The following is a 25,195-nucleotide window of genomic DNA, read 5'->3' as shown; positions in this document are numbered from 1 at the left end:
GATCAGCCGAAGAACCAGTAGCACACGCTGATCGCAGCGATGATTCCAGCCAGGTCCGCCACCAGCGCGCAACCCACCGCATGGCGTGCCCGCTGGATGCCCACCGCACCGAAATACACCGCCAGCACGTAGAAGGTCGTCTCGGTGCTTCCCTGTACCGTCGCTGCCACCAGCGCCGGGAAGCTGTCCACGCCCTGACTCTGCATGGTTTCGATCAGCATCGCCCGTGCCGCACTGCCTGAGAACGGCTTGACCAGCGCAGTGGGCAGAGCATCGACGAAGCGCGTATCCCAGCCCAGCGCCTCGACCAGCCAGCGGATGCCTTCCAGGCCGAAATCCAGCGCGCCGGATGCCCGCAGCGCGCCGATGGCGCAGAGCATGGCGATCAGATACGGCAGGAGACTCTTGGCCACATCGAAGCCCTCCTTCGCCCCTTCGACGAAGGCCTCGTACACCGGCACCTTGCGCAGCGCGCCGACGACCAGAAAGGCGACGATCAGGCCGAACAGGGTCAGGTTGCCCAGCAACGACGACAGTGAGGCCAGCGCAGTCGCCGACAGCCCGGCCAGCAAGGCCATGAAGCCGCCAAGCAGCAGCGCACCGGGAATGAAGTAGGCCAGCACCACCGGGTCCCACAGACGCAACCGCTGCATCAGCGCGACGGCCAGCACGCCCGCCAGCGACGAGGCACTGGTGGCCAGCAGAATCGGCAGGAATACCAGGGTCGGATCGTCCGCGCCCTGCTGCACGCGATACATGAAGATCGACACGGGCAACAAGGTCAGCGACGAGGTGTTGAGCACCAGAAAGAGGATCTGCGCGTTGCTGGCCACGCTCGGTAGCGGATTGAGTTCCTGCAGGGCGCGCATCGCCTTGAGCCCGATGGGCGTGGCGGCGTTGTCCAGCCCGAGGCCGTTGGCGGCGAAGTTCAGCGTGATCAGCCCCAGCGCCGGGTGACCGGCCGGCACTTCCGGCATCAGGCGGCGGAACAACGGCCCGAGCAGCCGCGCCAGCAGCTCGATCAGCCCGGCCTTCTCGGCGATGCGCAGGAAACCCAGCCAGAGCGTCAGGGTGCCGAACAGCACGATCATCACTTCCACGGCCAGTTTCGCCATGGCGAACAGGCTTTCAACCAGTGCCGCGAACACAGCAGGATCGTCACCGATCAGCCAGCGTCCCAGGGCGGCAACCGCGGCAACCAGAAAAAAGCCCAGCCAGAGGCCGTTGAGCATGTCGTTCTCCCGTCAAAGCTGGACGCGATGATAGCGGTGCCGGACGGCAGGGGTCACCCGCAGAACGGCTAGCAATCGGAAGAAGGGGCTGAAGATGTAGCGATAGGGATGCGTCGACATTTATTGCTGCATGCCAGGGGTGAAAACCACCCCCGGCCGCAGCCACACAGAACCCGGTCCAATGACGGAGGTACTCCCTGTACCCCTAGGTCGTTCCGCAAGCAGAACAACCCGACCCCCTGGTTCCCCCCGCTGAGGGGTGAGCGCGCATAGCCTCAAGCTCTGCGCCGCTCTGGATCATCTTCGATTGCCGAACATGACCCGGCGAATATGGCTTCCTATGCCGTTGTCTCTCCAGAATGCAGCCGCCCTTGCGGGCGGCCATCGATGCATCAAACGCGCGGTCCGCGACCGCGGCCGAAGATCAGCGATGCCACGAACAGCACCAGGAAGACCACGAACAGGATCTTGGCGATACCCGTTGCGGTACCCGCGATACCACCGAAGCCCAGTACCGCAGCGATGATGGCGATGATCAGGAATGTAATAGCCCAACTCAGCATGGTGTGACTCCTCTTGGTTCAGGAACGGTTCTCAGCGGATCAGATCAGCCCGATCAGCATCGATTTCTTTACGCATCCCTGCTGGCTCGCTTGCACGTCCCCTTCGTTGCTCAAAACACCCAGCGCTGCTCGGCAGGCGCCTGGCGATAGTCGATGGTTTGCGGCTGTTGGCCGGTCCGCGTGAGCTCAATAGGTTGAGCGTCATACATGCCGATTCGTTCCGCAGAATTCTGTTGCGCCTGGCTGAGCGGTTGTGACATCGGGCGCTCGGCCCCCATGATCAGCATGACTACCGCAGCCGAGAGGAAACCCTTGCTGGCTAATGAAAAGCGGGCCTGGCGATTCATCCTCAACTCCTTCTAAGCGTGGCGACATTGTTTCGTTACCAGTGTTATTGCAGGGGCCGTGCCAGGCCGAACGGCGCCTTAAAATCCTTTAAAATCAATGACTTGTGTATTTACAACAAGCGTCCCGCAACTCAATTTGCATGAGAGCCTCTACCGGCCCGGGCTTTTTGCACGACCATCAATGGCGAGCGTCCTTCAATTGGCGCATCCGCTCGTGGCACGCTCGCAGCTTGGGCAGCTCGATGGCCAGCAAGGCGCGGACATCCGGCTCGGCAGCGCCCACGGCATCCTCGAAGGCGCGCAGAATGTGCGCTTCGGTCTGCTCCAGCTGGTCGACGTAGGCGGTGTCGTGATCGCCGATGCGCGAGCGCGCGTCGGCGTAGAGTTCGCGCATTCGGCCGGTCAGGGTTCCACCTTGCGACGGCTGCTCGTGATGGGCAGCGACCTTCACACTCAACGCCTGGATGATCTGCGTCTTGGCCTGTGCCAGGTCACGAAACAGGTGCTGAAGCTGCACGTCCTTTGCTTCATCGGCGGCGTGCTGGTAGAAACGCTGCCCGTCGCGGGTCAGTTCGATGAGCTCGTTGAGCTGGTTCATGGACTGGTTCATGGGACCTCCTGCGTGAAATTGCGGCTGCGCCTGCGGCCCAGGGCGGGACGCGACGCGCTTTTTATCAGGTCGCAAGGCCCATGCCAGCAGGCCTCGCAAGGCAACCGGAGACAAATCAGCGACTTGCAGCAGATCATCGAAGGAGGCGGAATGCAGCATGCAGGAAAGCCTTGGCTGCACCGTGCAACTTGCAAGGGTTTTCATAGACTAAAGCACTCGCCAGCAACGCAACGGCGCGTTCCAGCGCCCGACACGCCATAATCGAAATTTTCAGCGACCGAATTCGCCTTTTGATGGGAGCATCCATGGACCAAACGACGGACAACGGCGGACGCATCCTTCTGGTGGATGACGAAGCGGCGATCCTGCGTACCTTCCGCTACTGCCTGGAAGATCGTGGCTACACGGTCATGACCGCAGGCAGCGCAGCGCAGGCCGAGGCGATACTGCAGCGCCAGGTATTCGATCTGTGCTTTCTCGATTTGCGCCTGGGCGAAGACAACGGCCTGGATGTCCTGCAGCAGATGCGTTTGCTGGCGCCCTGGATGCGCGTGGTGATCGTTACCGCCCACTCGGCGGTAGACACCGCCGTCGATGCCATGCAGGCCGGCGCCGCGGATTACCTGCTCAAGCCGTGCAGCCCGGAGCAGCTCCGCCTGTCCGCCGCCAAGCAGCTGGAAGTGCGCCAGATGGCCGCTCGGCTGGAGGCATTGGAAGGCGAGATCAAGCAGCGCAGCGACGCCCTGGGCTCCCACAGTCCCGCGATGATGGCCGTCCTGGAAACCGCCCGCCAGGTAGCCGATACCGACGCCAACATCCTGATCCTCGGCGAATCGGGCACCGGTAAAGGTGAGCTGGCGCGCGCCATCCACACCTGGAGCCGGCGCTCGAAGAAGGCCTTCGTTACCATCAACTGCCCTTCGCTGTCCGCCGACCTGATGGAGAGCGAGCTGTTCGGACACAACCGCGGCGCCTTCACCGGGGCCACGGAAAGTACGCTGGGACGGGTCAACCAGGCTGACGGCGGCACGCTGTTTCTCGACGAGATCGGTGATTTCCCGCTGGCCCTGCAACCCAAGCTGCTGCGCTTCATCCAGGACAAGGAGTACGAGCGGGTCGGCGATCCGGTCACCCGCCGCGCTGACGTACGCATTCTTGCCGCGACCAACCTGAACCTCGAAGAGATGGTGCGCGAAGGCAAGTTCCGCGAGGATCTGCTGTATCGCCTCAACGTCATCACGCTCAATCTGCCGCCGATGCGCGAGCGGCCGGAGGACGTGCTCGCACTGGCCGAACGTTTCCTCGCCTCGTTCGTGAAAAACTACGGCCGCCCTGCACGCGGTTTCAGCGACGCCGCGATTGCCGCGCTGAAGACCTATCGCTGGCCGGGCAACGTCCGCGAGCTGCGCAACGTCGTGGAGCGGGCGAGCATCATCTGCCCGCAACAGATGATTGAGGTCAGTCACCTGGGCCTCGGTGAACAGGTAGGCAGCAACGCGCCACGCATCGGCGAACCGCTGAGCCTGGAAGCACTGGAAAAAGCGCACATCGCAGGTGTGCTAAGCACCAGTGATACGCTCGAGCAGGCTGCCCGCATCCTTGGTATCGACGCCTCGACCCTTTACCGAAAGCGCAAGCAGTACGGCCTATGAAACTCCAGATGAAGCTGCGGACCCGGCTATTCCTCGGGTTCTCGGCCTTGATGACGGTCGCCCTGCTCGGCCTGCTGCTGGCACTGGTCAGCGTGATGCAGATGGCCAAGAGCCAGGAACAGCTGATCCGCAACAACTTCAGCATCATCGAGATCAATCAGCAGCTACGTCAGGCGCTGGGTAACCACCTCATCGTCATGCTGGCCGAAGATCACAACGTCGATGCGTTGGACGCGGTGCGTCAGACCTTTCAGCAAACCCTCGAACGGGGCATCGCCGAAGCCAGTGACGACGCCGACCGTCAGGCCTTCCAGGCAGTTGCCAGCGCCTACGCCAGGTTCATCGAAGAGCTCGATGCGGCGCGACACCAGAGCTGGACGCTGCTGGAGGACAATTCGCTGAGCCAGGCCTTCAATCAGGTACGCAGCCTGATGACCGACATGCAGAGCGCGGCATACGACAAGATTCGCGACACCGAGCTGCGTAGCCGTGATCGGGCTTCGCTGCTGGCAGGACTGCTGGGCCTGACCGCGATTGCCGTGCTGCTGATCGGCTTCATCACCGCCCACAGCTTCGCACGACGCTTTGGCGAGCCGATCGAGAGGCTGTCCGCAGCGGCCGACCAGATCGGGCGCGGCGATTTCAATATCTCCCTGCCGACGCCGCCGATTGCCGAGCTGTCATCCCTGAGCCGGCGCTTCGGTCTGATGGCGCAGGCGCTACACGAGTTCAAGCAAACCAATGTTGAGGCGCTGGTCAACGGCCAGCAGCGTCTGCAGGCCCTGCTCGACAGTATCGACGACGGCCTGTTGATCATCGACCGTGACGGCCGCCTGGAGCACGCCAACCCGGTGGCGCAGCGCCAGCTTGCCTGGGAGAACGAACACCTCGGCTCGACGCTGGGCGAAGCACTGGGCCATCCGGAGCTGGACAAAGCCGCGCGCCAGGTGCTGGACGACAAGTCGCTGTCGGACCCGCCCGAGGATCTGATCATCGAAGCCGACGGCGAACGTCGCCTGCTGGCCTGGCGCATCAGCCCGGTCAGCCACCACGACGGCAGCATCAGCGGTGCGGTCATGGTTCTGCACGATGTCACCGATCAGCGCACCTTCGAGCGCGTGCGCAACGAATTCGTACTACGCGCCTCCCACGAGCTGCGCACGCCGGTCACCGGCATGCAGATGGCCTTCAGTCTGCTGCGCGAACGCCTGCGCTACCCTGCCGGCAGCCGCGAATCCGACCTGTTCGATACCGTGCACGAAGAAATGCAACGCCTGGTACGGCTGATCAACGACCTGCTGAACTTCTCGCGTTACCAGAGCGGCCAGCAGAAGCTCGAGCTGGAGCAATGCGACATTCCGGAACTGCTCGAGGCCGCCCGCCAGCGCTTCGAAGTGGCCGCGGCGGAACAGGACGTGCAACTCAAGCTGGAACTGCAGCAACCGCTGCCGACGCTGATGCTGGACCGTCAGCAGATCGAACGGGTCATGGACAACCTGCTCAGCAATGCACTGCGCCATACCCCAAAGGGCGGCGAGGTGCGTCTGCTGGCCCGCCACCATGGCGAACGGATGATCCTCAGTGTCGAGGACAACGGCGAGGGCATTCCCTACAGCCAGCAGGCAAGGATCTTCGAACCGTTCGTGCAGATCGGCCGGCGTCGTGGCGGCGCCGGACTGGGGCTTGCCTTATGCAAGGAGATCGCCCAGCTGCATGGTGGTCGCATCGGCGTGCATTCGCGGATCGGCCACGGCACCATCTTCTACGTCGCGCTGCCGATCTGAACGCGCCTTCGAGGAAAGCCCATGCCGAGTCTGAACCCCAGCCCCGAACAGCTCGCCGATTACGTGGCGTCGATGCCATCCGGGGTTCCGATCCTGATGCTCAACCTGCTGCGCTACAACGACCAGGCAACCTATCCGGCGGGCAGCCCGCACAGCCCCTGCAGCGGCCGTGAGGCCTATGCGCGCTACAGCCGGGTGGCGCTGGCCAAGGTGCAGGCCGGCGGCGGCGCGGTCGAGGTTCGCGCCAAGGCCCATGCTGCGCTGATCGCCCCGCCTGACGAGCGATGGGATGACCTGTTGCTGGTCAGCTACCCCTCCAAGGAAACCTTTCTGGCGATGATCGCTGACCGCGACTATCAGGCCGCTGCCGAGCACCGGACCGCAGCCCTGGCAGACGCCCGACTGATCGGCACCACCGCCTACTGAGTTCAGCGCTTCGCCTGGTTGGCGAGCACCTGCAACATCGCCGCGGTTTCGGCATCCGGCTCGCCGTCGAAACGCGCCGGCCGGTATTTCATCTGAAAGGCCGCGATCACGTTGCGCGTCTCCTCATCCAGATGACCGTGCCGCGGGACCCGGTAGCCTTGCGCAGCCAATGCATCCTGATACCAGGCGATCGCCGGCAGGCCCTCGGAGGCATAGCGCATCTGCTCCACGGCTACCGCGCCAGCCTCAGGCCAGGGCACCAGACCCTCGTCGGCGAGACGCTTCCACGGAAACAGCGGCCCTGGATCGACCTTGCGCTGCGGGGCGATGTCGCTGTGGCCGATGATGGCCCCCGGCTTGAGCTCATGGCGCGCCATGATGTCCTTGAGCAGAACCACCAACGCATCGATCTGCGCATCGGAGTAGGGATACCAGAGGCGGCGTCCGTCCGCGCTCTGCACATAACCGCGATTGACCAGTTCGATGCCGATCGAGGTGGCGTTGAGCCAGGTGCGGCCATTCCATTCACTTTCGCCTGCATGCCAGGCACGCCGGTTCTCGTCCACCAGGCGGTAGATGGTCGCCGGTGATTCGCCAATCAGGTAGTGACTGCTGACGTCGCGGCCACTGAGCAGCTCCAGCGAACGCGGCAGGTCGGTCGAGGTGTAGTGCAGCACGATGAACTGGCTACGGCTGTCATGGCCGACCGAGCTGTAACTGGTGTCGATACGCGGGCCGCTGGCGCAGCCGGCCAGCAGCAGGAGCATAAGGGTGGCGGTGATGACTTTCATCGGGACGACCTCTGTGTCGACGGCGAAATGACGCAGATGCGCAGCAGCTCGTGCCGGTGCGACGAAGGGTCGTGATTATACCGGGCGATCCGCCAGTGGCCATGCCGGCCGGTCAGGCCAGCTCGACGCGATTGCGCCCCGCATTCTTGGCGCGGTAAAGCGCGCCGTCAGCCCGCTCGAACGCGCGCTCGGTGGTGTCGTCCTGGCCGAATGCGGTCAGCCCGGCGGACAGCGTGATGACGACGCGCTCGCCCTTGAAGTGGAACGGACAGTTGCTGATCGAATCACGCAGCGCATCCATCAGCTGCTGCCCCGCCTCGTAAGGGGTGTTGGGGAGCAGCACGACGAATTCCTCGCCACCGAAGCGGGCGATGAAGTCGGTCTTGCGCAGGCGCTTGCGCAATTCGCTGCCGATGATCTTCAGCACCCGATCACCCGCCAGGTGTCCGTAGCCGTCATTGATCCGCTTGAAGTGATCGACGTCCAGCACGGCCAGCAGCAGATCGCCGCCGTAGCGCTGCCAGCGGGCAAACTCGAGGTCCAGACGCTCGTTCCAGGCCGCGCGGTTGGGCAGCCCGGTCAGTGGGTCTTGCAGCGCCTTCTGCCGCTGTTCTTCCAGATGGCCGCGCAGGCCGCGCGCGGCCTGCTCGAGACTGCCGACCCGGCTGACCAGTTGCTGCAGGCGCTCGCCGAGCTTCTGCTCCTGCTGGCTGCGTTGCTGGCGGTAGGTATCCACCGTATCCAGCAGCCCGTCCAGGCGTGCTTCTACCACCTTCTTCAGACTGGTCAGATCGGTGGCCTGACGCATGCTGTGCTGCAGCCCACCGACCTGCTCACGCAGCTCCTCGTCCAGCGCCTGCGCCGCATCGCGCCCTTCGCTGTGGCCCTGGTGCGCGGCGAGCAGATTTTCCTGCATTGCCGAGAGGCGCTCGTTCAGCGTCTGCAGATAGCTTTCGAAATCCCGCTGCCCCTGATCGCTGAAGGCAATCATCAGCATCGCCAGATCGTCCAGCACCGGCACCAGTTCGTACCAGTTCAGCCCGTGCTGGATGCGCGCACGCAGCGTTTGCAGCTGTGGCTGGTGCTGCTCGGGCAGATGCAGATTGTCGAGCAGATTGCTGAGGGTCGCTTCCACGCGCTCGGCAACGACGCTGAAGGCGGGCTCAGGGGAGTCCGGCAGGGCGTAGGCAGACTCCTGCCGCAGTGGCTCGGCCACTGACGGCAGCTCGGCATCCGCCACAGGTTCGGCCACGTCGGGCTCAGCCGCTGCCGAGACGGGCTCGACCGCCTGCCGTTCATCGTCTGTCGGCTCTGGCAGGCTTACCGTCACGCCCGGTTCGGTCACGGCGGACGCAACGGCCGTCTCGCTGCCGACAACCACCTCGGCCTCGACCGTTACCTCCGCTGGAACTGACGCCCCGGCTGGAGTCGCCGTCTGGAGCGTAGCCGCCGCCAACTGGCTGTCCCGGCCGCCGAACAGGCGCTTCAGAAAACCGCTCTGCTGCGGCGCCATACCCTCCTGCAGCGTCAGCACCTGGCCCTGCAGAAGACTCAGCTCGCCAAGCAACCCCGGCAGTTCGCGTAACTGCGAAGCACGCTGATCCAGCTGTTTGGCGAAGCGCTTGAGCGGCTTGCGCAGCTCGCTTGGCGGCGACAGCGCCAGCAGCTGGGAGACCAGTCGATGCAATGCCTCGGTCAGCCGAACCGCACGCTCCTGACGGTAGCGTTCGGAGTCCAGCACGGCCTTCTCCAGGCGCGGCACCAACTGGCTGAGGCCGTCGTCCAGGTCGCCCTCGCGCAGCACCTCACGCATCGCATGCAGACAGCGCTCGACCGCGGGGTCGGCCCCTTCGACCGCCAGACTGCTGCGCACCAGGCTGCGTCGCAGCAGATCCACGCGCTGCTCCCAGCGGGCCTCAAGCTGGTCCTGCCGTTCGACGAGCTGAAGGTATTTCTCCTTCCAGCGTTCGGTTTCTTCAGTCATTTCGTGTCTTTCACCTGAACCGGCAAGGAATCGGCCTGAAGCGAATCAGGCAGTCTGATCTCGACCGCCACCGGCAGGTGATCGGAAATCGGCAATGCCAGCACATCGACGCGCTCAAGCGTCAGGCTGGGGCTAAGCAGAATGTGGTCCAGACAGCGCTGCGGTCGCCAGCTCGGAAAGGTCGCTTCGATCTGCGGCGCCAACAGGCCGAGATCACGCAGCGGCGAATTTTCCAGCAGGTCATTGGCGTGCGTATTCATGTCACCCATCAGAATCTGATGGCGGTAGCCGCCGATCAACTCGCGGATGTAGGCGAGCTGGCGCGTCCGCGCCCCGCCCCCCAGCGCCAGGTGCATCATCACCACGACCAGCGCGTCCGGCCCCTCGCCAAAGCGCAGCAGGATTGCTCCACGCCCCGACGGCCCGGGCAGCGGATGGTCTTCCAGGCCCTGAGGTTCGAGGCGACTGAGCACACCATTGCTGTGCTGGGCGAACCGCCCGAGGTTGCGATTGAGCTGTTGATACCAGTAAGGAAAGGCACCCAGCTGGGCCAGGTGCTCGACCTGATTGACGTAGCCGGAGCGCAGACTGCCGCCGTCGGCCTCCTGCAGTGCCACCAGATCGTAGTTGCCAAGCACCTCACCGATGCGCTGCAGATTGCCGGCCCGCCCCGGATGGGGCAGCAGATGCTGCCAGCTGCGCGTCAGGTAATGGTGGTAGCGCTCGGTGCTGATGCCTACCTGGATATTGAAGCTGAGCAGCCGCAACCGCCCGTCTGCCGGCAGGCCGCTGGCCAGACAGTGCGCGTTGACGCGCGCCTTGCCAGGACCGGCATGGCGCGGCGCGCTCCAACGACGCAGCATGTCGGCTTACCGCGCCGCGCGTTCTTTTTCGATAAGGAAGTCGGCCACCTGCAAGGTCCGCTCCGGGCCGCCGGACGAGCCGAGATCGAAGCGATACTTGCCGTTGACGATCATCACCGGGACACCGGTGATCTGATACGCCATGCCGAGTTTTTTGGCCTGCTCTACACGGCCACGCACACCGAACGAGTTGTAGGCCTTGAGAAAGGCCTGCTTATCGATGCCATGACCGGCAAGGAAATCGGCCATTTCATCAGGCGTGGCGAGCTTCTTGCGCTCCTGATGGTAGGCAGCGAACACCGCATCGTGCACCTTCGGTTCCACGCCCATGGACTCCAGCGCGATAAACAGCTGTCCGTGCACATTCCAGATTCCGCCGAACATCGCCGGAATGCGCTTGAACTGTACATCCTCGGGCAGCTGCTCGACCCAGGGCTTGATCACCGGCTCGAACTGGTAGCAGTGCGGGCAGCCGTACCAGAACAGCTCGACCACCTCGATCTTGCTCGGGTCGGCGACCGGTACCGGACTGCTCAGCTCGACATATTCCTTGCCGGCCTGAAACTCCGCTGCCTGGGCTGCAGCGCCGAACAGGCTCGCAGCGGCAAAAACGGCAGTGAGTAGAAAATTGCGCATGAAGTACTCCTGTTTACGACGGACCGATGGCGCAACAGGCTGCAGCAAAACGCCGGGACTCGCCAGCGTTTTTCATCTGCCCGTACCACGCCGTGACGAAGGTGGCGTAACCAGCCCCTAAACGCAAAAGGGCGTCCGGACTATTGACCCGGACGCCCTTCTCGATCAGCCCACTGACGCGATCAGTGCAGGCCCTGGATGTAGCTGGACAGCGCTTCGATGTCCTTGTTGCTCAGCTTGGCGGCAACGCCACGCATGATCATGCTGTCGCCGTCATTGGTGCGGTTGCCTTCACGGAAATCGGTCAGCTGCTTGGCAGTGTACGCCGCGTGCTGGCCACCCAGCTTGGGGAAACCGGCCAGGTCGTTGCCGACACCGTCAGGCGCATGGCAACCGGTGCAGGCCGGCATGCCCTGATCCAGCTTGCCGCCGCGGAACAGTTTCTCGCCCTGCTTGGCCAGAGCCGGATCGGCATAGCCGACGCTGCCCTTCTGGCTGGAGAAGTAGGCCGCGATGTCTTGCAGATCCTGGTCGCTCAGCGGGTCAAGCATGCCGGTCATTTCCAGCACCTTGCGGCCGACGCCTTCCGGAGCACCCGGGGTGCTGCCGGCCTTGATGTCCTGCAGCTGCTTGAGCAGATAGCGCTCGCCTTGGCCGGCGAGTTTCGGGAAGTTCGGCGCCGGGCTGTTGCCGTCCGCACCGTGGCAGGCGCCACACATAGCAACTTTGCCCTGACCAGCTTCGGCGTCTCCAGCCGCGTGGGCCATACCGGTGATGCCAAGGGTCAACAGCAGACTCACGAGTACTTTGTTCATCAGCTAATCCAACTACGGCTAAGGGTTTGAAAGGGAATTCATCGGGTCGCGCATGGCAATCGAGCCGGGCGACGCTCGTTATAGTGGCACGCTTGGCATTCGCATCAGGGCGGCGCTAGCGCCGCACAGGCATCCGGATCCGTCCGGACCCCACGCACAGCACGATATCAGGCCAAAGCGCACATAAAAACTGCGGCATTATATACTCCCGTTTCTGAAACGGAAACGAACCATTGCCGCACCCGTGGCACTCACCGGAACGACCATGCTACCGAAAAACCCGATTCTCGGCCTTTGCCAACAGGCCACCTTCATGATCAGCGCCGCCAAGGTCGATCAGTGCCCGGCCGACGAGGGTCTGGAAGTAGCCTTCGCCGGCCGTTCCAACGCAGGCAAGTCCAGCGCGCTGAACACCCTGACCCATGCCAATCTGGCGCGCACCTCGAAGACCCCGGGCCGCACCCAGCTGCTCAACTTCTTCCGCCTCGATGACGAACGCCGCCTGGTCGACCTGCCCGGTTACGGCTACGCCAAGGTGCCGATTCCGCTCAAGCAGCACTGGCAGCGCCATCTGGAAGCCTACCTGGGCAGCCGCGAGAGCCTGGCCGGCGTGTTCCTGATGATGGATATCCGCCATCCGCTGACCGAGTTCGACCGCATGATGCTGGACTGGGCGAGTGCCAGCCAGATGCCCTTGCACATCCTGCTGACCAAGTCCGACAAGCTGGCCTTCGGCGCCGCGAAGAATGCATTGCTGGCAATCCAGCGCGACATTCATAAGGGCTGGGGCGCCGATGTCAGCGTGCAGCTGTTCTCGGCTCCCAAGCGTCAGGGGGTGGAAGAGGCGCAACTGGTGCTGGCCAGTTGGCTGGGCTTGCTGGACGAGGAGTCCGGGGAAGACCAAACGCCTGACGCGTAAGGCAGCCCAGCATCGCTGATCCACCACGCCGTGCCAGCACGCCTGTGGTGGATGCAAAACGCGATATCCACCTCAGGATGCATCGGCGACATAGCCGGGAATAAACGGCTGCTGGCCCGAGCGCGGTGTTCGCCGATCCGCCTCGCCGAACCGGGTGGATGCCGAAAAACGACATCCACCCTCACCATCACGCCCTATCAGTCACGATAGGCGTCCACCGGCACGCACGCGCAGAACAGGTTGCGGTCGCCGTAGACGTTGTCCACGCGGTTCACCGCCGGCCAGTACTTGTGCGCACGGGCGTGGGCGCTCGGGGTCACCGCTTCGGCGATGCTGTAGGGGCGGTCCCACTCGCCGATCACGTCGGCCAGGGTATGCGGCGCCCGTACCAGCGGGTTGTTGTCCGCCGGCCATTCGCCGTCCTGCACCTTGGCGATCTCCGCGCGGATGCTCAGCATCGCCTCGACGAAGCGATCCAGTTCGGCCATCGACTCGCTCTCGGTGGGCTCGATCATCAGCGTGCCGGGCACCGGGAACGACATGGTCGGCGCATGGAAGCCGTAGTCCATCAGGCGCTTGGCGACATCCTCCTCGCTGATGCCACTGGCGGCCTTGAGCGGGCGCAGGTCGAGAATGCACTCGTGGGCGACACGGCCGTTGCGTCCGCTGTAGAGCACCGGGAACGCTCCGCCGAGACGGTTGGCGAGGTAGTTGGCACCGAGGATTGCCACTTCGGTCGCGTCGCGCAGCTGCGGGCCCATCATGGCGATGTACATCCAGCTGATCGGCAGGATGCTCGCGCTGCCCCAAGGCGCCGCGCTCACCGCACCGTTGCCCGGTTGCGGACCTTCCAGCTCGACCACCGGGTGATTGGCCACGAACGGCGCCAGGTGCGCCTTGACGCCGATCGGGCCCATGCCCGGGCCGCCACCGCCATGGGGGATGCAGAAGGTCTTGTGCAGGTTCATGTGCGAGACGTCGGCGCCGATGTCCGCCGGTCGCGCCAGGCCGACCTGGGCGTTGAGGTTGGCGCCGTCCATGTACACCTGGCCGCCCTGGGCGTGGATCGCCGCGCAGATCTCGCGCACGTTTTCTTCGTAGACGCCGTGGGTCGACGGGTAGGTAATCATCAGACAGGACAGCCGGTCACCGGCCTCGGCGGCCTTGCGCTTGAGGTCCTCGAGATCGACGTTGCCGCCCTTGTCGCACTCGACGATGACCACACGCATGCTGACCATCTGCGCCGAGGCGGGGTTGGTGCCGTGCGCCGAGGACGGGATCAGGCAGATGTCGCGCTGCCCTTCACCGCGGCTCTCGTGATACTTGCGGATCGCGACCAGGCCGGCGTATTCGCCCTGGGCACCGGAGTTGGGCTGCATGCTGATGGCGTCGAAACCGGTGATCGCGCAGAGCCAGGCTTCCAGCTCTTCGATCATCAGCCTGTAACCCTGCGCCTGGCCGCGCGGAACGAACGGATGCAGGTTGGCGAACTCGGCCCAGGTGATCGGGATCATCTCGCTGGTGGCATTGAGCTTCATGGTGCAGGAGCCGAGCGGGATCATCGCCTGGTTCAGCGCCAGGTCCTTGTTTTCCAGTTGCTTGAGGTAGCGCAGCATCTCGGTTTCGCTGTGGTGCGAGTTGAACACCGGATGCTCCAGGTAGCCGCTCTCGCGTTGCAGCCCTGCGGGAATGCCTGCCGCCAGCTCACCGGCGTCCAGCGCGGCGACATCGAGGCCGTGATCGGCACCGAGGAAGATCGCCAGCAGCTGCTCGACGGTGCGCTCGTCGCAGGTCTCGTCGAGGCTCACGCCCAGCCGGCCGCGGCCGAGGATGCGCAGGTTGATCTGCGCCGCCTCGGCGCTCTCGATGATCGCGGTCTGTGCGCCACCGACCTCGAGGGTCAGGGTGTCGAAGAAATGCCGGTTGAGCCGCACGATGCCCTTCTGCTCCAGACCCGCGGCGAGGATGGCGGTCAGCCGGTGGACGCGCTGGGCGATGCGCTTGAGGCCCTGCGGGCCGTGATAGACGGCATAGAAGCCAGCGATGTTGGCCAGCAGCACCTGCGCGGTGCAGATGTTGGAGTTGGCCTTCTCGCGGCGAATGTGCTGCTCGCGGGTCTGCAGCGCCATGCGCAGCGCGGTGTTGCCGCGGGCGTCCTTGGACACGCCGATGATGCGTCCCGGCATGCCGCGCTTGAACTCGTCGCGGCTGGCGAAATAGGCCGCGTGCGGACCGCCGTAGCCCATCGGCACACCGAAGCGCTGGGTCGAGCCGAGCACCACGTCGGCGCCCAGTTCGCCCGGCGGGGTCAGCAACAGCAGGCTGAGCAGGTCGGCCGCCACGCAGGCCAGCGCCTGCTGGGCGTGCAGCTGCTCGATGGCCGGACGCAGGTCGCGAATCTCGCCGTGGGTATCCGGGTACTGCAGCAGCGCGCCGAACACCTCCTGCCCGGCCAGCTCGTCCAGCGTGCCGACCAGCAGTTCGAAGCCGAACGCTTCGGCGCGGGTCTGCACCACCGAAAGCGTCTGCGGATGGCAGTTCTCGTCGACGAAGAAGCGGTTGCTCTTGCTCTTGGCCATGCGCCGGGCCAGGGTCATGGCCTCGGCCGCTGCGGTCGCCTCATCGAGCAGCGAGGCGTTGGCCAGATCGAGACCGGTGAGGTCGATGATCATCTGCTGATAGTTCAGCAACGCTTCCAGCCGACCCTGGGCGATCTCCGGCTGATAGGGCGTGTAGGCGGTGTACCAGCCCGGATTCTCCAGCACGTTGCGCAGGATCACCGGCGGGGTGATGGTGCCGTGGTAGCCCATGCCGATCAGGCTGGTCCAGAGCTGGTTCTGCTCGGCATAGCCCTTGAGCTTGGCCAGCGCCGCCTGTTCATCCAGCGCGGGCGGCAGATTCAGCTCGCCCTGCAGGCGGATCGCCGGCGGCACGGTCTGCTCGATCAGCTGCCCGCGACTGGCCAGCCCCAGCGCGTCGAGCATGGCCTGCTGTTCGCCCTGATCCGGGCCGAGGTGACGGCGCAGAAAGGCATCGGTTTGCTGGAGTTGGGAAAGGCTCGGCATATACGGCATGGTCGCTACTCTCGGAAAAAACAAAAGCCCCGACAGAGCGGGGCTTTTGCGGATGATGCTTAGGCGTCGGCGTCGCAGGCGGCCTGGTAAGCGGCTGCGTCGAGCAGCTTGTCCAGCTCCGCCGTGTCGCTCGGCTGCAGGCGGAAGAACCAGCTGCCGTAGGGGTCGCTGTTGACCTGCTCAGGCGAATCGGCCAGCGCCTCGTTGATGGCGATCACCTCACCGGAAACGGGGGCATAGATGTCGGAGGCGGCCTTTACCGACTCGACCACACCGGCTTCCTGACCGGCATTGAGCTGGCGCCCGACCTCGGGCAGCTCGACGTAGACCACATCCCCCAGCGCCTCCTGGGCGTGATCGGAGATGCCGACGGTGACGCTGCCGTCCGCTTCGAGACGGGCCCACTCGTGGCTGGCGGCGTAACGCAGATCGCTGGGGATATTGCTCATTGTTGGATCCTCAAGGCTGTTGACAGCAGTCGCGCAAAACAGTCGGTCGAATTTACACCAGTACCTTGCCGTGCCGCACGAATGTCGGCTGCACGACCCGCACCGGATACCACTTGCCACGAATCTCCACTTCCGCGCGCTCGGCGGTGCCGGCCGGCACGCGCGCCAGGGCGATGGATTTGCCAAGCGTAGGAGAAAAACTGCCACTGGTGATCTCGCCGTCACCGACGCCGTTGACCCGCACCACCTGATGGGCACGCAGCACGCCGCGCTCTTCGAGCACCAGGCCGACCAGCTTGGGCAGATCGCCCTGGGCGCGCTGCTGCTCCAGCGCGCCACGGCCGACGAAATCGCGCTCGGCGGGCTCCCAGGCCACGGTCCAGCCCATGTTGGCGGCCAGCGGCGAGACCTCCTCGGTCATGTCCTGCCCGTACAGGTTCAGCCCGGCCTCCAGACGCAGGGTGTCGCGGGCACCAAGGCCGATGGGCGGGATACCGGCGCCGACCAGCTCGCTGAGAAAGTCCGGTGCCTGCTCGGCCGGCAGGATGATCTCCAGACCATCTTCGCCGGTGTAGCCGGTGCGACCGATGAACCAGTCGCCATCGGCCATACCCTGGAACGGCTTGAGATCATGGATCAGCGTGGCGCGCGCCTGGCTGACCAGCTCCGCCGTGCGTGCCCGCGCATGGGGGCCCTGAATCGCCAGCATGGCCAGCTCCGGGCGCTCTCTGACCTCGACGGCGAAGCCGGCCGCCTGCTGTTGCATCCAGGCCAGATCCTTTTCGCGGGTGCTGGCGTTGACCACCAGACGGTAGCCCCAGTCGGTCAGGTAGACGATCAGGTCATCGATCACGCCGCCGCGCTCGTTGAGCATCGCGGTGTAGAGCGCCCGGCCCGTGCTTTTCAGGCGCGTCACGTCGTTGGCCAGCAGGTGTTGCAGGTAGGCTGTGGCCTGTTCACCGGCCACATCGACCACGGTCATGTGCGAGACGTCGAACACTCCGCAATCACGTCGCACCTGGTGATGCTCTTCTACCTGGGAACCGTAGTGCAGTGGCATGTCCCAGCCACCGAAGTCGACCATCTTGGCGCCAAGCGCAAGGTGCTGATCATAGAGGGGAGTACGCTGACCCATGGGTTTCTCCTTCCGGGCAGGTCGCCGAATCGGCATTGGAAAAGTCAGTAAAACCGGGCCCTGCAGGGATCGGCGACTTTCGAATGGCGCGCATTGTAGCCCCAAGGTGGCGACAGGTCACGGCGGATCAGGCAGCAGGAGACTGGAGGTCGAGCAGTAGCCCGAAGCAGCCCCTGCGCTGGCTTCAGCACCTACGCGAACCGCTTGCGCGACTAGCCGATTCGCCGCGCCGAACGACGAATCAGCAGCACCACCGGAAGCAGGCCGACCAGCACCAGGGTCAACGCCGGCAGCGAGGCGCGAGCCCACTCCCCTTCGCTGGTCATCTCGAAGATACGTACGGCCAGGGTGTCCCAGCCGAACGGGCGCATCAGCAAGGTTGCCGGCATTTCCTTGAGCACATCGACGAACACCAGCAATGCAGCGCTCAGCGTGCCGGGCAGCAGCAAGGGCAGATAGACCCGGAAGAACAATGCCGGGCCGCCAACACCCAGACTGCGCGACGCCTGCGGCAGTGACGGACGAATCCGCGCCAGCGCATTTTCCAGCGGGCCGAAGGCAACCGCCATGAAGCGAATCAGATAAGCCAGCAACAGCGCCCCGAGACTGCCGAGCAGGATCGGCTTACCGGCGCCGCCAAGCCAGCTGGATAGCGGCATCACCAGATTCTGGTCGAGGTAACTGAACGCCAGCATGATCGATACCGCCAGGACCGAACCCGGCAGGGCGTAGCCGAGGTTGGCCAGCCCCACTGCACTGCGGATCGAACGCACCGGCGCCTGCCGCCTGGCGAAAGCCAGCAGCAAGGCCACCGTCACCACGATCAATGCGGCGATGCCGCCGAGATAGAGCGTGTGCAGGATCAGCCCGGCGTAGCGCTCGTCGAGGTCGAAGCGCCCGCGCTGCCAGAGCCAGGCGAGCAGTTGCAGCAGCGGAATGACGAAGGCACAGAGAAACACCAGCCCGCACCAGGCGCTGGCCGCAAACGCCTTCACCCCGGTCAGCCGATACAGCGCCGCTGAACGAGCCCGCTCGTTGGCCGGTCGCGCCGCACCACGCGCGCGGCGCTCGCCATAGAGCACCAGCATCACTGCCAGCAGCAGCAGGCTGGCCAGCTGGGTTGCGCTGGTCAGACTGAAGAAGCCGTACCAGGCCTTGTAGATCGCCGTGGTGAAGGTGTCGAAGTTGAAGACCGACACGGCGCCAAAGTCGGCCAGGGTCTCCATCATCGCCAGCGCCAGGCCGGCGCCGATGGCCGGGCGCGCCATCGGCAACGCCACTCGCCAGAAGGCCTGCCAGGGAGACTGCCCGAGCACCCGCGCTGCTTCCATCAACCCCTTGCCCTGGGCGAGGAATGCCGAGCGCGCCAGCAGATAGACGTAAGGGTAGAAGACCAATACCAGCACGGTGATGACACCACCGGTCGAGCGCACCCGCGGAAAGCGGATTCCGCTGCCGAACCATTCCCGCGCCAGGCTCTGTACCGGCCCGGCGAAGTCCAGCAGACCGATGAAGACGAAGGCCAGGACGTAGGCGGGAATGGCGAATGGCAACATCAGCGCCCAATCCAGCCAGCGGCGCCCGGGGAATTCGCACAGTGCGGTCAGCCAGGCAAGGCTGACGCCGAGCACCACCACACCGACCCCAACCCCAAGCAGCAGCGTCAGGGTATTGCCGAGCAGTCGCGGCATCTGTGTATCCCACAGGTGCGACCAGATCTCGGTATCGATGCTGCTCCAGCTGAACAGCAGAATGCTCAGCGGCAGCAACACCAGCGCCGCGACGGCAAAAGTGATGGGATACCAGCGGCGCTCGACGGGATGGGACACTCAAGCCTCGACAGCAAAAAAGACAACGCCCCGGACCAGGCCGGGGCGCCGAGTATAACCGCAGCAGCAAACGTCGCGGCTGGTGTGCCGTACGTCACCGCTGCAAGCGCGACAGGCTGATCAGTTCCAGCCGGCGCGATCCATCAGCTTGATAGCTTCGGCCTGACGCTTGCCAGCCACTTCCACCGGGATGGTATCGGCCTTGAACTCGCCCCATGCGGCCACTTCGGCCGAAGGCTTCACGCTCTGGTTGGCCGGGTATTCCATGTTGATATCGGCGAACATGCTCTGCGCCTCTTCGCTGGTCATCCACTCGACCAGCTTGCGCGCAGCGTCCGGGTTCGGCGCGTGCTTGGTCAGGCCGATGCCGGACAGGTTCACGTGCACGCCACGGTCGTTCTGGTTCGGCCAGAACAGCTTGGCTTTCAGCTGCGGGTTCTGCGCGTGCAGGCGACCGAAGTAGTAGGTGTTGACGATACCGGCATCACACTGGCCGGCGTCGACGGCCTGGACCAGTGCCGTATCGTCAGCAAACACGTCGGTGGCGAGATTGCCGACCCAGCCCTTGATGATCTGCTCGGTCTTCTCGGCACCATGAGTCTCGATCATGGTGGCGGTCAGCGACTGGTTGTAGACCTTCTTGCTGGAGCGCAGGCACAGACGGCCATCCCAGTTCTTGTCGGCCAGCGCTTCATAAGTGCTCAGCTCACCGTCCTTGACCCGCTCCGGCGAGTAGACGATGGTCCGCGCGCGCAGCGACAGGCCAGTCCAGGCATCGTTGGAAGAGCGGTATTGCGCAGGAATGTTGTCCTTGACCACCTGGGAGTTCAGCGGCTGCAGGATGCCCATTTCTTCGGCTTGCCAGAGGTTGCCACCATCCACGGTCAGCAGCAGGTCGGCCGGAGTATTGGCGCCTTCGGCCTTGATGCGGGCCATCAGCGGGGCTTCCTTGTCGGTGATGAACTTGATCGCGACGCCGGTTTTCTGGGTGTAAGCGTCGAACACCGGCTTGATCAGCTCGTCGATGCGCGAGGAGTAAACCACTACTTCATTGGCAGCCTGGACAGCACCCGACAGCGCCGTCAGCGCCAGGGCGGCGAGTAAACCTTTGCTTGCCTGCATGGAACAGCCTCTTTGGTGAGTTGAAACAGAGGCTGAATAGTAGTGAATGTTATTTACCTTCTCAATGCGACAAATCGTGCAGGTAATGTTTTGTAAATATCAATTTGCTATCAGGGCTGCGCCAGCTCCGGCAGATCGCCACTCAGCCCGAGCGCCTGACGAACGAAAACCGCCTTCGCTTCCGGCAGCGCCTGCACCACCTTCAAACCGGTGTTGCGCAACCAGCGCAGCGGCAGCGGATCGGCCTGGAACAACCGTTCGAAGCCTTCCATGGCTGCCATCATCGCCAGGTTGTGCGGCATACGACGGCGCTCGAAACGGCTCAGCACCTGCACACCGGCCACCCGCTCGCCACGTACGAAAGCCGCCCTGATCACCTCGGCCAGCACGGCGGCATCCAGCAGACCAAGGTTAACGCCCTGCCCTGCCAGCGGATGAATGGTGTGCGCGGCGTCACCGATCAGCGCCAGCCCCGGCTGCACATAACGCTTGGCATGGCGTTGGCGCAGCGGTATGCACAACCGCGGATCGGCTTCGAGCACCTCGCCGAGGCGCTCCTCGAAGGTGCGGCCCAGCGCCGCACGGAACGCCACATCGTCCAGCGCCATCAAGCGTGTGGCTTCGGCCTCGGTAACCGACCAGACGATCGAGCACCAGTGGTGATTGCCATCGCGCTCCAGCGGCAGGAAGGCCAGTGGGCCGTGATCGGTAAAGCGCTGCCAGGCGGTGCGCTGGTGCGGTTCGCTGCAGCGCACGCTGGTCACGATCGCCTGGTGCATATAGTCCCACTCGCGGGTTTCGCAGCCTGCAAGGCGACGTATCGCGGAATTGGCGCCGTCCGCTGCGATCACCAATGGGGTGCGCAGCTCGCGGCCGTCGACAAGCGTCAGCCGCCAGCCGTCGGTGGTGCGTAGCAGTTGCTCGACGCGCGCGTTGCCAAGCAAACGCACCTGACCATGACTCTGCATGGTTTCCAACAGCGCATCCTGCACCACGCGGTTCTCGACGATATGGCCGAGGACCTCGGCATGCACCGTTTCGGCAGAAAAATGGATCTGGCCGGTGCCGGAACCGTCCCAGACGTGCATATCGGTGTAGGGACTGACGCGCCGCGCGGCCATGTCCGGCCAGGCGCCGACCCTCTGCAGAATGCGCTGGCTCGCGGCGGACAGTGCACTGACCCGCGGCTCGAAGTCGCCGGACGGGTCGAAGGTCGCGGCTTCGAGCGGGCTCGCATCGAGCACGATGATGTCCAGCCCGCAGCCTTCGAGGGCGAGCGCCAGCGTACTGCCGACCATGCCGGCGCCAACGATGACCAGATCCGCTTGCATCATTTCTCTCCTGGCTGCCGCGCCCGCGGCTTGAGTCGTATGTAGAGCGTCTTTTGCACCCGTGCCACCAACGTGCCTTCGCCGTCACGCACTTCGACATGCATTTTCGGCAGGTAGCGGCTGCCGTCAGCGGTTTGTGCACGAATCTCGTCAAGCAGCTTCTGGCTGATGGCAAAGTCGGCATACACCGCGCCACGCCCCGGAGTCAGGAATTCGATATTGGCCGCTTTGTCCCAGACGATGTAGTCGCGCCCGAGATTCTCCATCAGCATCAGCACGAAGAACGGATCGACCATCGAGTACAGCGAGCCGCCAAACTGCGTGCCGACATAGTTGCGGTTGTACCAGCGCAACACCATCTTTACCTGAACCAGGCGCAGATCTGCACTGATATGCCGCACCCGCACGCCCGCACCCAGATACGGCGGGTAGAAATTCAAAGCCCAGCGCAGGAACCGCGCCTTGCGCGCCAAACGGGAAGCGCTCATGCAGAGTCCTTCTGGTGGCGGCGTCAGCCTAGGCGAGTCCCGAGGCCCATGGCCTGCCGGGCGAACCAGCGCTTGGCTGCAGGCGTCAGATCCAGGCCAAGCAGGCCGAGGTTGCGGCCCGCCGCGACCAGCCGGCCGGAGTCGACGAACAAGCGGGTGACCTGATCGGAAAAACCGACGGTCAGACGCTGATCCAGGCGCTGCCTGTGCGCATAGCTCTGCAGCACCGCCAGGTCGCCGAGTGCTGCGTTGCTGTGCAGCAATGCTTCACTCAGTGCATCCACGTCCCGTAGCGACAGGTTGTACCCCTGCCCGGCGATCGGGTGCAGGCTGTGGGCTGCATTGCCTAGCACCACCAATCCGGAGCGAACCTGTTCCTCGGCCTCGATCAGCGTCAGCGGATAGAGATGCCGGGCACCGACCTGCTGCAAGGCGCCCAGGCGATAGCCGAACGCTTCCTGCAGCTCCGCGAGAAAGACCGCCTCATGCGCCTGCGCCAGTCGCGTGGCGTCGGCCTGGGCGCGCGTCCATACCAGCGCGCAGCGATCATCCTGCAGCGGCAGCAGCGCCATCGGACCATCTTCGGTGAAGCGTTCGAACGCCAGGCCGCCGTGCGGCTTGCCCGGGGTGATGTTGGCGATCAGCGCGGTCTGGCCGTAGGGCCGGCGCGCAACATGGATGCCGAGCTGCTCGCGCAGGCCGGAGCGGCCACCATCGGCCAGCACGGTGAGATCGCATTCCAGCCGCTGACCGTCGGTGAAACTCAACCGATAGCCCGTGGCGCTGGGCTCAAGCCGCTCGACCTCCGCCGGGCAGTGACGGATCACCACCTCATCATCCAGTGCCTGCCACAGGCAATGGCCGATCCAGGCATTTTCGACCACGTAACCCAGCGCCTCGACGCCTTCACTCGCGCTATCGAGCCGCGCGGCACCGAAGCGGCCACGTTCGGAGACGTGGATGCGCAGGATCGGCTCGGCCCGCTCGGCGATCCGCTCCCACAAGCCAAGGCGCTGATAGATCAGCCGGGTGCCGTACGACAATGCGGTCGAGCGCGCGTCATAGCTGGGCTGGTACTCGTGGCCCGGCTCGAACGGCTCGATCAGGTGGATGCGCCAGCCGCGCTGGCGCGCACCGTCCTGCAGCGCCAGCGCGAGACTGGCGCCGACCAGCCCGCCGCCGATGATCGCCAGGCTTTGCATGTCAGGCGACCTGCTCGCGAGCGGCGGCCATCAGCGCCTCGATCTCGGCGACGCTTTTCGGCACACCCGTGGTCAGAATTTCACAGCCAGTTCGCGTCACCACCACATCGTCCTCGATGCGCACGCCGATGCCGCGCCATTTCTTGGCCACGTTCTGATTGTCCGCGGCGATATAGATACCGGGCTCGACGGTCATCGCCATGCCCGGCTCGAGCACACGCCACTCGCCACCGATCTTGTAGTCGCCGACGTCGTGCACATCCATGCCCAGCCAGTGGCCGGCGCGGTGCATGTAGAAGGGCTTGTAGGCCTCACTGGCGATCAGCGCGTCGACATCACCCTGCAACAGGCCCAGCTCGATCAGCCCGGCGGTAATCACCCGCACGGTGGCCTCATGCGCCTCGTTCCAGTGCTTGCCCGGGGCGATGTGCTTGAAGGCCTCTTCGTTGGCCTTGAGTACCAGCTCGTAAATGGCCTTCTGCTCCGGCGAGAAGCGACCGTTGACCGGGAAGGTACGGGTAATGTCGCTGGCGTAGCAGTCGATCTCGCAACCGGCGTCGATCAGCACCAGATCCCCGTCCTTCAATGGAGCATCGTTCTCCCGGTAATGCAGGATGCAGGCATTGCGACCGGCGGCGACGATGCTGCCGTAGGCCGGCATCTTCGCCCCGCCCTTGCGGAACTCGTAGTCCAGTTCGGCTTCGAGGTGGTACTCGAACAATCCGGCGCGACTGGCCTGCATGGCCCGGATGTGCGCGCGCGCGGAAATTTCCGCCGCATGCTTCATCACCCTCACCTCGCTGCTCGACTTGTACAGACGCATGTCGTGCAGCAGGTGATCGAGGGCGACGAACTCGCTGGGCGGTTGCGCACCCTGGCGGGCCTTGGCGCGGATGGTCTTGATCCACTCCATCAGCCGATGATCGAAGGCTTCGTTGGTGCCGATGGCGTAGTAGACCCGGTCGCGGCCCTCGATCAGGCCGGGGAGGATGTCGTCGATATCGCCGATGGGAAACGCGTCGTCGGCGCCGTACTCGGCAATGGCACCGTCCTGCCCGGCACGCAGGCCGTCCCACAGCTCGCGCTCGGGGTCGCGCTCGCGGCAGAACAGCACGTATTCGCCATGCTCGCGGCCCGGAATCAGTGCGATCACCGCCTCCGGCTCGGGGAAGCCGGAGAGGTACTGGAAGTCGCTGTCCTGGCGGTAGACATGCTCGACATCGCGGTTGCGGATGTACATCGGCGCCGCCGGCAGAATGGCGATGCTATTGGGTTCCATCTGCTCCATCAGCGCCTTGCGTCGACGGGCGTATTCCGATCTGGGGATGCGAGTCATGGGCGCAACGGTGTCCTCAATGCAGGGAAGGTTTCGCGGCAGCCGGCAGCGGTTTGGCGCATTCGGTGAACAGCAGCAGCGGCGCTACGCGCAGGTACTCCATCACTTCCATGTAGTCGGTTTCGCCGTCCTCGGACTCTTCCAGCGAGTCCTGGATTTGCGCGATGGCCGAGAGATCCTGCAGCACTTCCACGGCTTCGCTGCTCAGCGCACGATCACCGGCGGCCAGACCGAAGCCCGCAAGAAAGCCCTGGCACCACTGGCCCAGCGCCACGGCGCGCTCGGCGAGCGGCGCATCGTCGCTGGGCAGCAGCAGGACAACAGCGATGTCATCACCGGCGAGCTCGCCCTTGACCATCTCCTGCAGGCCGATCAAGGCCTGACGGATATTTTCCTGCGGTGCTTCGCCAAGCAGGTCCGACGCATCGGTCAGCCAGGGCTCGACCTCGAAACCTGCGCCGGCGCAGCTGCGCCCGAGCAACAGGCCGTGCAACTCGGCGGGAGAAACGGTTTGCGGGCTGCCCGCCAGAAGTGTGGCGAAAGCGGCATACGGGGAATTCTGAATGGACATGGCGGCTAGGCGCACGATGGCGCAATGACTAGAATG

23 protein-coding genes are annotated in these 25,195 nt (G+C 64.5%); 4 read left to right on the top strand and 19 right to left on the bottom strand.

The window, feature by feature from the left end:
- Window positions 1–2 precede the first annotated feature (2 nt).
- The 4 genes from EA798_RS00845 to EA798_RS00830 all read right to left on the bottom strand — a co-directional run bounded on the left by EA798_RS00845 (window position 3) and on the right by EA798_RS00830 (window position 2,752).
- Window positions 3–1,232, bottom strand: coding sequence for a nucleoside recognition domain-containing protein (locus tag EA798_RS00845; protein ID WP_122097735.1), 1,230 nt, complete (start codon window positions 1,230–1,232; stop codon window positions 3–5).
- Between the two features lie 392 nt (window positions 1,233–1,624).
- Window positions 1,625–1,795: a DUF1328 domain-containing protein gene (locus EA798_RS00840; RefSeq protein ID WP_003282841.1), complete on the bottom strand. Its 171-nt coding sequence runs from the start codon at window positions 1,793–1,795 to the stop codon at window positions 1,625–1,627.
- A gap of 110 nt (window positions 1,796–1,905) precedes the next feature.
- Complete coding sequence (locus EA798_RS00835; protein WP_106157224.1) at window positions 1,906–2,142, bottom strand: hypothetical protein; 237 nt, start codon at window positions 2,140–2,142, stop codon at window positions 1,906–1,908.
- A gap of 178 nt (window positions 2,143–2,320) precedes the next feature.
- Complete coding sequence (locus EA798_RS00830; protein ID WP_106157223.1) at window positions 2,321–2,752, bottom strand: ferritin-like domain-containing protein; 432 nt, start codon at window positions 2,750–2,752, stop codon at window positions 2,321–2,323.
- A 305-nt stretch (window positions 2,753–3,057) separates the two neighbouring features.
- On the opposite strand from EA798_RS00830, the gene algB reads away from it, so the two are divergent.
- Genes algB through EA798_RS00815 form a run of 3 tightly spaced genes read left to right on the top strand, consistent with a single transcriptional unit; the run spans window position 3,058 to window position 6,614 of the window.
- A complete protein-coding gene (algB, locus tag EA798_RS00825) occupies window positions 3,058–4,404 on the top strand; it encodes a sigma-54-dependent response regulator transcription factor AlgB (protein ID WP_106157222.1) in 1,347 nt (448 codons plus the stop codon).
- Window positions 4,401–6,188 carry a KinB sensor domain-containing domain gene (locus tag EA798_RS00820; RefSeq protein WP_106157221.1) on the top strand — a complete coding sequence of 596 codons (1,788 nt, stop codon included), beginning with the start codon at window positions 4,401–4,403 and terminating at the stop codon, window positions 6,186–6,188. The genes algB and EA798_RS00820 overlap by 4 nt, the downstream gene beginning before the upstream one ends.
- A 21-nt stretch (window positions 6,189–6,209) precedes the next feature.
- Window positions 6,210–6,614, top strand: coding sequence for a DUF1330 domain-containing protein (locus EA798_RS00815; protein ID WP_122097734.1), 405 nt, complete (start codon window positions 6,210–6,212; stop codon window positions 6,612–6,614).
- A 2-nt stretch (window positions 6,615–6,616) separates the two neighbouring features.
- On the opposite strand, the gene EA798_RS00810 is transcribed toward EA798_RS00815, so the two are convergent.
- From EA798_RS00810 to EA798_RS00790, 5 genes are all read right to left on the bottom strand, one after another.
- Window positions 6,617–7,405: an N-acetylmuramoyl-L-alanine amidase gene (locus EA798_RS00810; RefSeq protein WP_122097733.1), complete on the bottom strand. Its 789-nt coding sequence runs from the start codon at window positions 7,403–7,405 to the stop codon at window positions 6,617–6,619.
- A gap of 112 nt (window positions 7,406–7,517) precedes the next feature.
- Window positions 7,518–9,389, bottom strand: coding sequence for a GGDEF domain-containing protein (locus EA798_RS00805; RefSeq protein ID WP_122097732.1), 1,872 nt, complete (start codon window positions 9,387–9,389; stop codon window positions 7,518–7,520).
- Entirely contained in the window at window positions 9,386–10,252 is an 867-nt protein-coding gene (locus tag EA798_RS00800; RefSeq protein WP_122097731.1) for an endonuclease/exonuclease/phosphatase family protein, read from the bottom strand. Before EA798_RS00800 ends, EA798_RS00805 begins: the two co-directional genes overlap by 4 nt.
- Before the next feature lie 6 nt (window positions 10,253–10,258).
- Window positions 10,259–10,888, bottom strand: coding sequence for a thiol:disulfide interchange protein DsbA/DsbL (locus EA798_RS00795; protein ID WP_106157216.1), 630 nt, complete (start codon window positions 10,886–10,888; stop codon window positions 10,259–10,261).
- A gap of 182 nt (window positions 10,889–11,070) precedes the next feature.
- A complete protein-coding gene (locus tag EA798_RS00790) occupies window positions 11,071–11,703 on the bottom strand; it encodes a c-type cytochrome (RefSeq protein WP_106157215.1) in 633 nt (210 codons plus the stop codon).
- 265 nt (window positions 11,704–11,968) lie between these two features.
- Here EA798_RS00790 and yihA point away from each other — a divergent pair, with 265 nt between their 5' ends.
- Window positions 11,969–12,622, top strand: coding sequence for a ribosome biogenesis GTP-binding protein YihA/YsxC (yihA, locus tag EA798_RS00785; protein ID WP_122097730.1), 654 nt, complete (start codon window positions 11,969–11,971; stop codon window positions 12,620–12,622).
- A gap of 197 nt (window positions 12,623–12,819) precedes the next feature.
- Here yihA and gcvP read toward each other — a convergent pair whose 3' ends face one another.
- From gcvP to EA798_RS00735, 10 genes are all read right to left on the bottom strand, one after another.
- Window positions 12,820–15,696, bottom strand: a complete 2,877-nt coding sequence (gene gcvP / locus EA798_RS00780) for an aminomethyl-transferring glycine dehydrogenase (protein ID WP_122097729.1) — start codon at window positions 15,694–15,696, stop codon at window positions 12,820–12,822.
- Window positions 15,697–15,755: 59 nt separating this feature from the next.
- Window positions 15,756–16,145, bottom strand: coding sequence for a glycine cleavage system protein GcvH (gene gcvH, locus EA798_RS00775; protein WP_122097728.1), 390 nt, complete (start codon window positions 16,143–16,145; stop codon window positions 15,756–15,758).
- 52 nt (window positions 16,146–16,197) lie between these two features.
- Entirely contained in the window at window positions 16,198–17,280 is a 1,083-nt protein-coding gene (gene gcvT / locus EA798_RS00770; protein WP_106157211.1) for a glycine cleavage system aminomethyltransferase GcvT, read from the bottom strand.
- Between the two features lie 212 nt (window positions 17,281–17,492).
- Window positions 17,493–19,109 carry an ABC transporter permease gene (locus EA798_RS00765; RefSeq protein WP_122097727.1) on the bottom strand — a complete coding sequence of 539 codons (1,617 nt, stop codon included), beginning with the start codon at window positions 19,107–19,109 and terminating at the stop codon, window positions 17,493–17,495.
- A 120-nt stretch (window positions 19,110–19,229) separates the two neighbouring features.
- The gene (locus EA798_RS00760) at window positions 19,230–20,231 is read right to left on the bottom strand and encodes an extracellular solute-binding protein (RefSeq protein ID WP_122097726.1); all 1,002 of its coding nucleotides are present in this window, start codon (window positions 20,229–20,231) and stop codon (window positions 19,230–19,232) included.
- A gap of 110 nt (window positions 20,232–20,341) precedes the next feature.
- A complete protein-coding gene (locus EA798_RS00755) occupies window positions 20,342–21,562 on the bottom strand; it encodes a 2-octaprenyl-3-methyl-6-methoxy-1,4-benzoquinol hydroxylase (protein WP_122097725.1) in 1,221 nt (406 codons plus the stop codon).
- Window positions 21,562–22,050 (bottom strand): DUF4442 domain-containing protein, encoded by a 489-nt coding sequence (locus EA798_RS00750; RefSeq protein ID WP_122097724.1) that lies wholly within the window; start codon window positions 22,048–22,050, stop codon window positions 21,562–21,564. The genes EA798_RS00755 and EA798_RS00750 overlap by 1 nt, the downstream gene beginning before the upstream one ends.
- A 23-nt stretch (window positions 22,051–22,073) precedes the next feature.
- The gene (gene ubiH, locus EA798_RS00745; RefSeq protein WP_122097723.1) at window positions 22,074–23,252 is read right to left on the bottom strand and encodes a 2-octaprenyl-6-methoxyphenyl hydroxylase; all 1,179 of its coding nucleotides are present in this window, start codon (window positions 23,250–23,252) and stop codon (window positions 22,074–22,076) included.
- A gap of 1 nt (window position 23,253) precedes the next feature.
- Complete coding sequence (gene pepP / locus EA798_RS00740; protein ID WP_122097722.1) at window positions 23,254–24,588, bottom strand: Xaa-Pro aminopeptidase; 1,335 nt, start codon at window positions 24,586–24,588, stop codon at window positions 23,254–23,256.
- Window positions 24,589–24,604: 16 nt separating this feature from the next.
- The gene (locus tag EA798_RS00735; protein ID WP_003282862.1) at window positions 24,605–25,159 is read right to left on the bottom strand and encodes a YecA/YgfB family protein; all 555 of its coding nucleotides are present in this window, start codon (window positions 25,157–25,159) and stop codon (window positions 24,605–24,607) included.
- Window positions 25,160–25,195 lie beyond the last annotated feature (36 nt).

Origin of the sequence: Pseudomonas songnenensis, assembly GCF_003696315.1 — a bacterium.
In the GTDB taxonomy this organism is placed as follows: Bacteria; Pseudomonadota; Gammaproteobacteria; order Pseudomonadales; family Pseudomonadaceae; genus Stutzerimonas; species Stutzerimonas songnenensis.
This window is presented reverse-complemented; position numbering and strand designations above follow the sequence as displayed.